The organism is Superficieibacter sp. HKU1 (genome assembly GCF_029319185.1).
Classification (GTDB): domain Bacteria; phylum Pseudomonadota; class Gammaproteobacteria; order Enterobacterales; family Enterobacteriaceae; genus Superficieibacter.
The window spans coordinates 1,231,112-1,244,406 of record NZ_CP119754.1 but is presented as its reverse complement, the minus strand read 5'-3'; the positions used below and the strand labels follow the sequence as shown (position 1 = coordinate 1,244,406).

Sequence of the window (13,295 nt, the reverse complement as noted above, 5' to 3'; positions counted from 1 at the left end):
GCTTAACGGTACCCTTATAGCAGGAGTGGAACCATGCAATACAACATGTTAGGAAAAACAGACCTCAGGGTTTCCCGCCTTTGTCTTGGCTGTATGACCTTCGGCGAACCGGATCGCGGTAAGCACGCCTGGACCTTACCGGAAGAGAGTAGTCGCCCGATTATTCAACGCGCGCTGGAAGGCGGCATCAATTTTTTCGATACGGCAAATAGCTATTCTGACGGCAGCAGTGAAGAAATCGTTGGCCGCGCGCTGCGCGACTTTGCGCGTCGTGAAGAGGTTGTTGTCGCCACGAAAGTGTATCACCAGGTGGGTGACCTGGCAGAAGGGCTGTCCCGTGCGCAGATCCTGCGCTCCATCGACGACAGCCTGCGTCGTCTGAATATGGATTATGTCGATTTACTGCAAATCCACCGCTGGGATTACAACACGCCGCCTGAAGAAACGCTGGAAGCCCTGAACGACGTGGTGAAAGCGGGTAAAGCACGCTACATCGGTGCATCATCCATGCACGCCTCCCAGTTCGCCGGGGCGCTGGCGCTGCAAAAACAGCACGGCTGGGCACCGTTCGTTACCATGCAGGATCACTACAATCTTATCTACCGTGAAGAAGAGCGCGAGATGCTACCGCTGTGCTACCAGCAGGGCGTCGCGGTGATCCCGTGGAGTCCGCTGGCGCGGGGCCGTCTGACTCGTCCCTGGGGTGAAACGACCGCCCGTTCGGTCTCAGATGAGTTTGGCAGCACGCTGTATAACACCACGGAAGATAACGACGCGCAGATTGCGGAACGGCTTGCGGGCGTGGCGGAAGACACTGGCGCAACGCGGGCGCAGGTGGCGCTGGCGTGGCTGCTCAGTAAACCCGGCGTCGCCGCACCGATTATTGGCAGCTCGCGGCAGGAGCAGCTTGATGAGCTGTTGCAGGCGGTTGATTTGACGTTAACTCCCGAGCAGATTGCCGAGCTGGAAACGCCGTATCAACAGCACCCGGTTGTCGGGTTTAAATAAGACAGCCACCCGGCAAAGCTGCGCTGAAGCGCCCGCTGTGGTTCTGCCCGGTGGCGCTGCGCTTACCGGGCCTACGCGTTATGTGTAAATCGTTGATATTGCTTATGTTGTAGGTCGGGTAAGGCGAAGCCGCCACCCGACAAAGCTGCGCTGAAGCGCCCGCTGTGGCTCTGCCCGGTGGTGCTGCGCTTACCGGGCCTACACGCTATGTGTAACTCATTGATATTGAATATATTGTGGCCGGTTCAACAATGCACATTACGCGAAATGATCGTACCCTTTCCAGTCAAACATGACGGGCTGACCGTTACGTAAAAACTGTACGCCTTCGTTTTCCGGCACCACCTGTCCGATGCAGGTAAATGTCGTCCCCAGATGTTTTAACGCCACGTCCAGCGCGCCGCGATTACGTTCCGGCACGGTGAAGCAGAGTTCGTAATCTTCCCCGCCTCCCAGCGCCCAGCGCAGCGCCTGTTCAGGCTCAACATGGCGTAATAGCGGCGCAGAAAATGGAAACGCGTCAAGATCGAGACGTGCGCCGCAGCCGCTGGCCTTCAGAATATGCCCGAGATCGGAAATCAGGCCGTCGGAGAGATCGATAGCCGAACTGGCACGATCGCGCAACGCCTGACCGTGCAGTACCCGCGGCGTTGGCCGCAAATGCCGTTTTACCATATACGCGGCGTCAGCCTCGTCATCAACCTGAAGACGGCCCTGCAATATCGCCAGCCCGGCCGCGCTGTCGCCAGGCGTACCGGTAACGTAGATCCAGTCACCCGGTCTGGCACCTGAGCGCTTAAGGGCGCGCCCCAGCGGCACGAAGCCGTGAATACCCAGCGTCATCGACAGCGGACCACGGGTAGTGTCGCCGCCAATCAGCTGCATATCATAATAATTAAGTTGTTCAAACAGGCTGTCGCTGAACGCTTCCAGCCATGGCTCGTTCACTTCAGGCAGCGTCAAGGCCAGCGTTAACCATGCAGGATCGGCACCCATGGCAGCGAGATCGCTGACGTTTACCGCCAGTGCCTTACAGGCCAAATCGGCAGGATCAATATCAGGAAGGAAATGGATGCCGCAGACCAGCGTATCGGTGCTGATTGCCAGCGTCTGTTTTTCAGGAATATTGAGCAGCGCGCAGTCGTCGCCGATGCCGGTTTCAACATCCAGGCGTGAACTTCTTACGCGGTCAAAATAACGGGCAATCAGGGAAAATTCGCCACATGCCATACGTTATGCCTCAGCAGTAACAAAAAATAAGGCCGGGGGCAGAGCGAGACCGCTCCGCCCTTCCGGCCTGGAAATCACTTTTTGCGGGGACGGATCGCCGGGGCTGCTTTATCCAGCACGCCGTTTACGAATTTGTGGCTGTCTTCAGCGCCAAAGGTTTTTGCCAGTTCGATGGCTTCGTTGATGGCCACTTTATACGGCACATCATCACGTTTGGACAGCTCGAACAGCGCGATGCGCAGCACGGCTTTCTCAACCTGGCCCAGCTCTTCGAGCAGACGGGACAGGTACGGCTTCATCAGACCGTCGAGATATGCGCTGTTAGTCGCCACCCCGGAGAGCAGTTCGCGGAAATACACGATGTCGACATCTTTGACATCCTGTTCCGCCAGGAACTGATATTCAACATCAGAGATGTCGTTCTGGGACAACTGCCAGGAGTAAAGCGCCTGGACGGCACATTCACGGGCGCGGCGACGAGCAGCAGGTTTCACGGAATTCCCCTTACAAAATTCAGGCCTTGATGGCTTTCAATACATTAATCATTTCGAGCGCGGTGAGTGCAGCTTCTGCACCTTTATTACCGGCTTTGGTTCCCGCGCGTTCAATGGCTTGCTCAATACTTTCCGTAGTGAGTACGCCAAACGCAACCGGGATTTCGCTCTCCTGAGCGACATGTGCCAGACCGTTGCTTGCGCCGCCCGCCACATATTCGAAGTGGGCAGTACCGCCACGGATCACCGTGCCAAGCGCCACGACAGCATCATATTTACCGGTTTTCGCCAGCGCGCCCGCCGCCAGTGGCAGCTCGTAAGCACCTGGAACCCAAACAACGGTGATGTTTTCGTCTTCCACCTGACCAATACGCTTAAGGGCGTCAATCGCGCCGTCCAGCAGACTGTCGTTGATGAAATTGTTAAAACGCGCGATGGTGATGGCGACGCGAGCGTCCGGGGCAGCAACGTTAGCTTCAATAATGTTCATATTCTTCCTATGGGTTCATATGGCCCCGCAGGGGGGCGGATTTTATCATAATAATTCGGGCGCTGCTTCTCTTTTACCGCAGGCGCTACAGGTTAGTCAGATGCAAACAAATATCCGGACCAACCTGACGTATCTCGTTGAATTTAAAATGGGGCGCGGCGGCCAGTTTCTCAAGTCCTGGCAGAACGCACAGGCCGCGGGCATCGTTGCCCAACAGTGTAGGGGCAATATAGATCACCAGTTCATCGACCAGTCCGGCCTGAAGCAGTGCGCCCGCAAGCGTTGCGCCCGCTTCGACCCATACGCTGTTAATCTGCTCACGACCCAGCTGCATCAGCAAAACGACCAAATCCAGATGCCCGTTATGCGCCGGAATTTTCAGCGTACGAACACCCTGCGGCCAGTCACGCGCATCGTCCTGAGTGCGGGCAAACCAGGTTTCCCCCGCCTGCTGTACGATGCGATGCCCGGGCGTGACGCGGTTTTGGCTGTCCACGACGACACGGACCGGCTGACGCAGGCTTTCTTGTGGATAACGCGCTTGCGTGTCGGAGGAGAGTTCCTCCCAGCGCACGTTAAGCTGCGGATCGTCCGCCAGCACCGTCGCGCTGCTGGTAAGTATCGCATGACTTTGCGCACGCAGACGCTGCACGTCGCGTCGCGCTTGCGGGGAGGTGATCCACTGGCTTTTTCCGCTCGCCATCGCCGTTCTTCCGTCAAGCGATGCGCCCAGCTTAAGCTGTACATACGGGAAACCGGTGCGCATCCGCTTAAGGAATCCTTTATTCAACGCCTCGGCTTCATTCATCATCAGCCCGTGGCTGACCTCAATACCTTCCTGCTGCAGGCGATACAGCCCGCGCCCGGCGACCTGCGGGTTTGGGTCCTGCATGGCGACGACGACCCGCGCTACACCTGCGGCAATCAGCGCCTCGCAGCACGGCGGCGTGCGCCCGTGATGGCTGCAGGGTTCCAGCGTAACGTAGGCCGTCGCGCCGCGAGCATTCTCTCCCGCCATACGCAGGGCGTGAACTTCTGCATGCGGCTCACCGGCACGGTGATGATAACCTTCACCGACAATCCGGCCTTCTTTCACAATCACACACCCCACATTGGGGTTGGGATGAGTCGTAAAACGACCGCGCTGCGCCAGCTTCAGCGCTCGCGCCATGAAAATTTCATCCTGCATGAGGTTAATCCTGTAAGCGGGCGATCTCTTCGCCAAACTCTTTGATATCTTCAAAACTACGGTAAACCGACGCAAAACGAATGTAGGCGACTTTATCGAGTTTTTTAAGTTGTTCCATCACCAGGTTGCCAATCATCTTACTGGCAACTTCGCGTTCACCGGTTGCCCGAAGCTGCGATTTAATATGATTAAGCGCCATTTCAACATCGTCAGCGCTGACCGGACGTTTCTCCAGCGCCCGAAGAATGCCGTTGCGCAGCTTATCTTCATTGAACGGTTCACGCACGTCGTTGCTTTTCACCACGCGCGGCATCACCAGTTCCGCCACTTCGAAGGTGGTAAAACGTTCATTACATACCAGGCACTGTCGCCGACGGCGCACGGAAGATCCCTCACCCACCAGACGAGAATCAATAACTTTGGTATCTACGGCTAAACAAAATGGGCAGTGCATATCGCGTCCTGACGAAGGGTGAATGTGACCTATAGTTTACCCTGAACTGGCGGGACTACAAAGGAAGAGCTTTTTGAGACTATGGATCGATGGCAGCCGCGCCGTTATCCTCTACCATAATGACAATAATTGTCCTTTTGAAGGGATCGACACGATGACAAGACGTTATTTAAAAGTTTTTGCCCTGGGAGGTCTGTTTGCTTTGACCGCCTGCGCACCGCAAAGTGAAGTTCGCCAGCTGCATCAGAGCGTCAGTACGCTCAATAAAGAGATGACGCAGCTTAATCAGGAAACGGTAAAAATCACTCAGCAAAATACGCTCAATAAAAAATCGGCCAGCGGCGTTTATCTGCTGCCGGGAGCGAATACGCCAGCCCGCCTGAACAGTCAGATCGGCATGCTGCGCATGTCGCTGGCCAACATCGCTCCGAACGCGGACGGTACGCGCCTGACGCTACGCATTCAGGGGGAGTCTAACGAACCTTTACCGGCCTTCAGCGGCACGGTGGAATGGGGACAGCTTCAGGGCACTACGCAGGATTACCGGGAAGTTAACGTCCAGAACCAGCTGATCAATGCTCCGGCCAGCACGCTGGCTCCGAGCGATGTTGATATTCCGCTCCAGCTTAACGGCATTACGCCTGAGCAATTAGGTTTCGTTCGAATCCATGATATTCAGCCCGCGCAACAACCCTGATAACCGTCAGTAAGCGTTCAGGCGCAGGTTAACCGCCCCAACCCGACGTATCAGTTGGGTTGGGCTTTGCGCCGATTGCCCCGTACCTGTTTATTTTACTGCACGCCGTTATAACTCCGCCTTTGCTGGTCATTATCTTTCTGATTACCGTCTGACCGTAACCATCACTCATACTTATTTAAATTCAGTAAATATTGGCAACAACCTCCCTTATCAGTACAATCGCCGCCGTTAATGTACGCAAACGTGAACGCAATCGATTACGTGTGTGACAGGAATGTGAAACAACACATATTTTTGTGAGCAATGATTCTTATAATAGGCACCACAGAAATTCGACATATTTAGTAACGCGTAGTCATCTTTTTTCATTCCCGTCAGGGATTTTTCAAACAGTGGCATAACTATGAAACATACAATTCTTGCAGCAGGCGCAGTGCTGGCGCTCTCTTCTGGCTTCACCGCTCAGGCAGCCGAAGCGGAAAAACCGCAGTTCCTCTCCGACTGGTGGCATCAGAGCGTTAACGTCGTCGGCAGCTATCACACCCGCTTTGGGCCTGCGTTGCGTAACGATACCTATCTGGAATATGAAGCGTTCGCTAAAAAAGACTGGTTTGACTTCTACGGCTATGTGGATGCGCCGCGTTTCTTCGGCGGTGACGGCGATTCACGCGGCATCTGGAACCACGGTTCGCCACTGTTTACCGAAATCGAACCGCGCTTTTCAATCGATAAGCTGACCAACTCCGACCTGAGCGTTGGTCCGTTCAAAGAGTGGTATTTCGCCAACAACTATATCTACGATATGGGTCGTAACGAAGCGGGTCGCCAGAGCACCTGGTATATGGGTCTGGGCACCGACGTAGAAACCGGTCTGCCGATTGGCCTTAATCTGAACATTTATGCCAAGTATCAGTGGCAAAACTACGGTGCCTCTAACGAAAACGAGTGGGACGGCTACCGCTTCAAAATTAAATACTTTGTACCGATCACCGACGTCTGGGGCGGCCACCTGAGCTATATCGGCTTCACCAACTTTGACTGGGGTTCAGATCTCGGCGACGATCAATATCGTACCAGCAACTCCATCGCCTCCAGTCACGTTCTGGCGCTGAACTACGATCACTGGCACTACTCTGTGGTCGCGCGTTACTTCCATAACGGTGGTCAGTGGAACGATGGCGATCAGCCGGTATGGCAGGCAGAGCCGATCAAATCTAACGGCTTCGGCTGGTATTTAGTTGCAGGGTATAACTTCTAATACCCTGTTTCCCCGGCAGGCCGACAAGGATGTCGACTTATCGGGGACTATTTACAGTTTTTCCCTCCGCCGCTGCCCTTTATATAATCACATCATCAATAATATTAAATAAATCATCCTTCATTCAAATTAATAAACCTCAAAAAATATATCCATCGAATATACAAATAGACATCTCATTCATTTAAACAATATATTTAATATTGTATAAACGCTATCCGGATCACGTTATCTGTCATTCTGTGTATATATTTGTGATCGTATTCTCACTCTACTTAAAACCGAATAGGAAAACGTTTTCCCTTTTTTATAATCACAGCCATAACAATCGCGTCGGCTCAAGAATGATGAAAAAAGCAGATAACAAAAACCGCATCACAATAAAAGATATTGCCAGCGCGGCTAACGTCAGTATTAGTACCGTATCTAAAGTGATGAATGGCACCGGGTCGATTAGTCAGCATACCAAAGCTAAAATTACGCGAGTCATTAATGATATGGATTATCGCCCCAGCGAACTGGCCCGCTCGCTGCATCAAAAGAAAACGTATACCATCGGCTTATTATCCAGCGATGGCTACGGGCGATTTAGTTTGCCTATTTTGAAAGGAATTGAGAGCGCGCTGGCGGAGGCGCAAATCTCTGTTTTTCTGTGTAATGCCAGCGGTTCGCCGCAGGAATTTAAACGGCATATCGACTCCTTATTAGCAAAACATGTAGATGGCATTATTGTTACCGCCGCCAAAACGGATAAACGCGAACCGCTGTATTTAAAAAATAATACGCCCGTAGTCTATGCCTATACCGATGTTGATGACGACAATGCCATGTGCGTGTTGCCTGACGACTTCGGCGCAGGTGAACTGGCCTGTCAGCATCTGATCGAGCAGGGTTGCAAAAACATTGTACACATTACCGGACCCGAGCATTTTATGGCCGTACAGCAGCGCGCAGCGGGCTGCCAGAAGATGCTGATGGCACAGGGCCTGCCTGGTTTCCCTCTCTGCTACGGAAGCTGGACCTCGCAACATGGCTACAGCGCCATACGCGATCTTCTGGCTCAGGGCATTGAGATTGACGGCGTCATTACCGGCAATGATTTAATTGGTCATGGCGTACTGCAGGCATTATATGAATACCCTAAATCCGTCCCCGGCGATGTGTCGGTGGTGAGCTTTGATAACTGGCAGGTCATTACGGAACTGTGCCGCCCCACGCTCAGCAGTATTGATTTTCAGCTGAAAGAATTAGGCCGCATTGCCGGTGAGTGTTTAATAGAAAAAATCGATGGTCAGGATCGCAGAGGGAAAATTATGGTCCCCTGCTACTTACAACCCGGAGAATCAAGTTGTAAATATTCTCAAGCGTAACAAATTAGGGGATTTTATGATTTCTAAATTTGTCCATACCGCCGTTGCCGCATGTATTATTTCCGCTTCATTAACTGGCATCGTGCAGGCAAAAGAAACAATAACTTTTTGGGGGCGTGGCGATCAGTCATCTCTGGAGGTTATTGTTAATGAATACAATAAATCTCAGGATCGGGTGAATGTCCGCCTGAATATCATTCCTAACTCCTCATTAATGTCTAAACTGAGCTCGTCCATTGCCGCCGGAAATCCTCCCGATCTGGTAGCGCTTGATATTGTCTATTTCCCCGAGCTTAACCGCTCAGAACAACTGATGGATCTGACGGACCACATTGGCAACAAAGATTATATAGGCCAGTTTAGCGACACGCTGAAAGCTATCGGTAGCTATGAAGGCCATATTTACGGCGTGCCCTTTGCCGCCGAATCGTCTTTCCTCTATTACAATAAAAAGCTTTTCCGTCAGGCCGGACTCGATCCCGAAAGGCCGCCGGAAACGCTACAGGAATTACGCGAGGATGCCGAGAAGATCACCAAACTTGGCGACGGCTATTACGGTTTTGCGCTCCCCGGCGGATGTTCCGGCTGTCTGGCATTTACCTTTGTACCCTACCTTTGGGCCAACGGCGGCGATCTGGTTTCCGCTGACGGCAAAACCCCGGTCGTGAACTCGGAAAATAATAAAAAAACGCTCACCTTTTTCCACAACATGTACAAAGATGGGTTGATATCGCCGCTCTCCCGCGCCGATTCCGCCCTGAACGATTCGTTTGCCTCGGGGAAAATCGGCATGGTGGGTTCAGGGGCATTCACCTTTAAAGTCTTTAAAGACAACTACCCTGACATTGACTATGGCGTAGCCTACTTCCCGGGAGAGAAAAAAGGCGACTGGGCCTCTTTCTCCGGCGGCGACGCTTTTGCCATTCCTGTCGGCAGCAAGCATGAGAAAGAGGCCATTGATTTTATCAACTGGACCTTATCGAAAGAAACGCAGATCGACGTACTGGCGAAAAATGGCTATATTCCCACACGCCAGGACGCCAGCGAAAATCCGTACAGCCAAAAAGATGCCAAATATTTACTGGCCAGTAAAGCGCTGGCTAAAGGACATGTGCCTTATTTAGTCCCTTATAATGAAACCATTAATGCCCCTAACAGCCCGCTGCTGACGCTGATACAAAAATCCGTTTTTGAAGGCGATGTGGATAACGCGCTGAAAACGGCCGATCAGAAAATTAAGCAAATTTTAAAAAGATCAGAACAGTAAATTTAATAGAACCGTGATATGACAGGGCTTCTGCCAGCGCGTAGCTGCTGGCGGATCGCCTGTCGGCGAGGCGTTGAAATGTCTATACAAACAGAAGAATATCAGCCCCAGCGCTTTCAGCAATGGCTTCAACAAAAAAATGCTGCATTGTCCGGGCTGAAATTTCGTAAGAACAATACTAAGGGATTTCTGGGATTTTTGTTCATCCTGCCGGTACTGATCGTTGTAGGGCTGTTCTTTATTACTCCGCTCATTATGACCGCATGGATGTCTTTTTATAAATGGCCGCTGTTTGGCAAAACTAAATTCATTGGTCTGACAAATTATCTTAATATTATTGATGATGATATTTTCTGGCATGCATTAAAATTTACGTTTATCTATGCCATCATTATTACGCCGTTGATATTTATTCTGTCGATGGTCATGGCATCGCTGGTAAAAGAGAATAACAAGCCCGGCGTCGCGTTTTTTCGCAGCGTCTACTTTCTGCCTACGGTAATTGGTTTTGGCGCGGCCAGTATTATGTGGCGCTGGTTGCTCGACCCCCGCTACGGGCTGCTGAATTACCTCGGCGTCTCGCTGGGATTGTATGATGTACCGGTGATTTATCAGGATTCCTTTAATGCCAGCTTCCTGGTCGTTATAGCGATGGTGCTATGGAAAACTGCGGGTTTTAACATGATCCTGCTGCTGGTGGGCCTACAGGGAATAGATAAAGATATTTATCATGCGGCGCAGGTCGATGGCGCTACGGGCTGGCGGCGGCTACGCTACATCACGCTGCCGCTGATGCGGCGCACTTTTATGCTAACGCTGATCCTCTCGGTATCCGGCTCGCTGCTGGCTTTCGATCAGTTTTATATTATTACCAATGGCGGCCCGATGGATAAAACCATCACCAGCGTATTTTATATTTACAACAACTCCTTTATTTATGGCCGCATGGGTTATGGCGCTGCGTTATCCATTGTCCAGCTATTCATCTTAATGGTTATTAGCATTTTGCAAATCTGGTTCTTACGCGATAAAGAGGGACGGGCTTAATCATGAGCAACGACGTCGTTTTACAGTTTAACCGCAAGAGAAACACACTTACCGGGATCTTATTCTATGCGGTTAACGGCCTGTTAGTGATTGGCTTTCTGTATCCTTTAGCGTGCGTATTTATTTCGTCGTTGAAAATGCCTGGCGATCTGGTGATGACGCCACCGACATGGTGGCCGTCTATTTTCACTATCGATAATTTCAGTGAACTGTTGCTTTCCAATAACAGTATGACCCGCTCAATTATGCTTTCAGGGATAGTGTCATTTCTCACGGTGATCGGAACGGTGACCTTATCCACGCTGGCTGGCTACGGTTTCTCACGCTTTACCTTTCGCGGTAAGAATGTCTTTTTTGTCATCATCCTGTTAACGATGATGATCCCTTTTCAACCTATATTGACGCCGTTATTTATTATTATCACCAAAATGGGGCTGCAAAATAACATTATCGGGCTGGTGCTGGTTTATATCACCTTCCAGCTGCCGTTTAGCGTTTTTATGATGCGTAACACCTTTGACAGTATTCCCAAAGAAATAGACGAAGCGGCGCAACTTGACGGTTGCTCACCGCTAAAAATTCTTTTCCGGGTCATGCCGACCATGATTTCCCCGGGCATTGTCACGGTTATCGTCACCACGTTTATTGCCGCATGGAATGAGTTCCTGGTGGCGCTGGTATTTATGACCGACTCCGGGAACTACACCTTGCCGATTTTACTGTTTACCACCAGTACCGGGCAGTACGGCACCGTTAACTGGGGCTTACTTCAGGCCAGCACCACGTTCACCATGCTGCCCTGCATCATTATTTTCCTGTTTCTGCAAAAGCATTATGTCAGCGGATTAACCAGCGGTGCCACGAAAGGCTAATCCACTACTTATTATTTCATGGAGATCGAGCATGAAGCTAAACACGGTATCTGCTATTCCTGGAACACTGTCATTTATTAATCCGGGTAATATTCAACCTCTTGGATGGCTGAAGCGTCAGTTAACATTGCAGGCGCAGGGCCTTTCCGGACAGCTGGAAGACGTCTGGCCCGATGTGGGCGAAAACAGCGGCTGGTTGGGCGGTAGCGGCGAGCACTGGGAGCGCGGCCCTTATTATCTGGACGGGCTGCTTCCGCTGGCGTACTGCCTGCATGACGAAAAGCTGATTAAAAAAACGCAGAAGTGGATTGAATGGATGCTCAATAGTCAGGATGCCGGGGGCTGGTTTGGTCCCCGGCAAAATGATGACTGGTGGCCGCGCATGGTAGCGCTGAAAGTATTGATGCAATACGCTGATGCCACCAGCGATCCCCGCGTTCTGCCTTTTATGCAGCGTTATTTTCATTACCAGCTGCGTCATCTGCCGCAGCGTCCGCTAAGCGACTGGGGAAAAGCACGCGCCGCCGATAATGTTCTGACGGTCTTGTGGGCCTGGAAACAGCTACCCGACGATGAAAAATTACCCGAACTTGCCACCCTTTTGCTGGAACAGGGAAATCACTGGCCTGACTTTATCCTCAACCATTTACCCACGGGCCCGGTGAATTATTTCTCGCATTTTACCCATGTTGTTAACGTGGCAATGGGGATGAAATATTCCGCCATGCATGATGATATTCATCAACAGCGCGAGCGGCTGACGGAAATTGAGCGCTGCTTTAACGAACTCGATCGCCACCATGGTCAGGCGCAGGGCATGTTCTCCGGCGACGAATGGCTGGCAGGCACCGCGCCGGAACAGGGCGTGGAGTTATGCGCGATTGTCGAGTTAATGTATTCGCTGGAAAATCTGCTACGAATTTACGGCGCTGCGCAGTTTGCCGATCGTCTCGAACGCATCGCGTTTAACGCCCTTCCTGCCGGGATCACGGCGGATATGATGGCGCACCAGTACCATCAACAGCCGAACCAAATTGCCGCCAGCGTTGCCCAGCGTAACTGGACCTATAGTGGCGATGAATGTAATACCTTCGGTCTGGAGCCTAACTTCGGTTGCTGCACCGCGAATTATCATCAGGGCTGGCCGAAATTCTGCAATAGCCTGTTTATGCGCGTTGGTCAGGACGATCTGGCCTGCATGATGTATGCTCCGGCACGCGCTGAATCAGGCGACTGGAAAGTGTCGCTGGATACTGATTATCCCTTCAACACCGATCTGATTTTTACGGTACATTCCGCCCCTGCCGGAGAGAAAACCCTGTGGCTACGCCTACCGCAATGGAGCCGCGGTGCGCTTATTACTCTCAACGGTAATACCCTGCCCGATGTGAATGAAAGCGGCTATTTGCCTCTTACCCGGCAGTGGCAGACCGGAGACAATGTGACCGTCACTTTTGAGCGTGAGGTCATGGTTGAGCCACGTAACCATAATGCGGTCAGCCTCTATTACGGTCCGCTGCTGATGGCGCTGACGCCCGGCGAAATCTGGGAAAAAATTCCCGGTGGGGCGGTAACCGGCGACTGGGAAGTGCGTCCACGTTCGACCTGGAACTATGCGCTGGACGTTCAACCGGAAACCGGCGCGGAGATTTTTGACATTCACTACCAGCCTTCTGGCGAAAAACCGTTCGCACTCACCAGTGCCCCGCTGACCTTACGCGCCAGCGCTCGTCGTCTGCCCGCCTGGAAACTCGTGGATAACTCAGCGGGACCGGTGCCGAACAGCCCGGCCTACGACGCAATGTCGTGCCCGTCGACGGTTACGCTGGTGCCTTACGGCTGCGCGCGTATTCGCATCGCTGAATTCCCGTGGGTTGACGGACGCCAGAAGCAAGCGGAAGCACATTAAAGGGTGA

The 13,295-nt window shown here is 52.1% G+C and carries 13 protein-coding genes; 8 read left to right on the top strand and 5 right to left on the bottom strand.

Features of this window, described 5'->3' with window-relative positions:
• The first annotated feature begins 33 nt into the window (after window positions 1–33).
• Entirely contained in the window at window positions 34–1,008 is a 975-nt protein-coding gene (locus P0H77_RS05965; RefSeq protein WP_276163999.1) for an aldo/keto reductase, read from the top strand.
• Between the two features lie 258 nt (window positions 1,009–1,266).
• On the opposite strand, the gene thiL is transcribed toward P0H77_RS05965, so the two are convergent.
• The 5 genes from thiL to nrdR form a co-directional block, all read right to left on the bottom strand.
• Window positions 1,267–2,238, bottom strand: coding sequence for a thiamine-phosphate kinase (gene thiL, locus P0H77_RS05960; RefSeq protein ID WP_276163998.1), 972 nt, complete (start codon window positions 2,236–2,238; stop codon window positions 1,267–1,269).
• Window positions 2,239–2,312: 74 nt separating this feature from the next.
• Window positions 2,313–2,732, bottom strand: a complete 420-nt coding sequence (gene nusB / locus P0H77_RS05955; RefSeq protein ID WP_176916802.1) for a transcription antitermination factor NusB — start codon at window positions 2,730–2,732, stop codon at window positions 2,313–2,315.
• Window positions 2,733–2,751: 19 nt separating this feature from the next.
• Window positions 2,752–3,222: a 6,7-dimethyl-8-ribityllumazine synthase gene (gene ribE, locus P0H77_RS05950; RefSeq protein WP_276163997.1), complete on the bottom strand. Its 471-nt coding sequence runs from the start codon at window positions 3,220–3,222 to the stop codon at window positions 2,752–2,754.
• 85 nt (window positions 3,223–3,307) lie between these two features.
• Window positions 3,308–4,411 carry a bifunctional diaminohydroxyphosphoribosylaminopyrimidine deaminase/5-amino-6-(5-phosphoribosylamino)uracil reductase RibD gene (gene ribD / locus P0H77_RS05945; RefSeq protein ID WP_276163996.1) on the bottom strand — a complete coding sequence of 368 codons (1,104 nt, stop codon included), beginning with the start codon at window positions 4,409–4,411 and terminating at the stop codon, window positions 3,308–3,310.
• A 4-nt stretch (window positions 4,412–4,415) separates the two neighbouring features.
• On the bottom strand, window positions 4,416–4,865 hold the full coding sequence (gene nrdR / locus P0H77_RS05940) for a transcriptional regulator NrdR (protein ID WP_276163995.1): 450 nt from the start codon (window positions 4,863–4,865) through the stop codon (window positions 4,416–4,418).
• 154 nt (window positions 4,866–5,019) lie between these two features.
• Here nrdR and P0H77_RS05935 point away from each other — a divergent pair, with 154 nt between their 5' ends.
• From P0H77_RS05935 to P0H77_RS05905, 7 genes are all read left to right on the top strand, one after another.
• Window positions 5,020–5,562, top strand: coding sequence for a DUF3251 domain-containing protein (locus P0H77_RS05935; protein WP_276163994.1), 543 nt, complete (start codon window positions 5,020–5,022; stop codon window positions 5,560–5,562).
• 406 nt (window positions 5,563–5,968) lie between these two features.
• Window positions 5,969–6,823: a nucleoside-specific channel-forming protein Tsx gene (locus tag P0H77_RS05930; protein WP_276163993.1), complete on the top strand. Its 855-nt coding sequence runs from the start codon at window positions 5,969–5,971 to the stop codon at window positions 6,821–6,823.
• Between the two features lie 344 nt (window positions 6,824–7,167).
• The gene (locus tag P0H77_RS05925; protein WP_276163992.1) at window positions 7,168–8,193 is read left to right on the top strand and encodes a LacI family DNA-binding transcriptional regulator; all 1,026 of its coding nucleotides are present in this window, start codon (window positions 7,168–7,170) and stop codon (window positions 8,191–8,193) included.
• Between the two features lie 16 nt (window positions 8,194–8,209).
• Complete coding sequence (locus P0H77_RS05920; RefSeq protein ID WP_276163991.1) at window positions 8,210–9,460, top strand: sugar ABC transporter substrate-binding protein; 1,251 nt, start codon at window positions 8,210–8,212, stop codon at window positions 9,458–9,460.
• A 78-nt stretch (window positions 9,461–9,538) separates the two neighbouring features.
• Entirely contained in the window at window positions 9,539–10,507 is a 969-nt protein-coding gene (locus P0H77_RS05915) for a sugar ABC transporter permease (RefSeq protein ID WP_276163990.1), read from the top strand.
• Between the two features lie 2 nt (window positions 10,508–10,509).
• The gene (locus tag P0H77_RS05910; RefSeq protein ID WP_276163989.1) at window positions 10,510–11,379 is read left to right on the top strand and encodes a carbohydrate ABC transporter permease; all 870 of its coding nucleotides are present in this window, start codon (window positions 10,510–10,512) and stop codon (window positions 11,377–11,379) included.
• A gap of 31 nt (window positions 11,380–11,410) precedes the next feature.
• Entirely contained in the window at window positions 11,411–13,288 is a 1,878-nt protein-coding gene (locus P0H77_RS05905) for a beta-L-arabinofuranosidase domain-containing protein (RefSeq protein WP_276163988.1), read from the top strand.
• The last annotated feature ends 7 nt before the right edge of the window (window positions 13,289–13,295 follow it).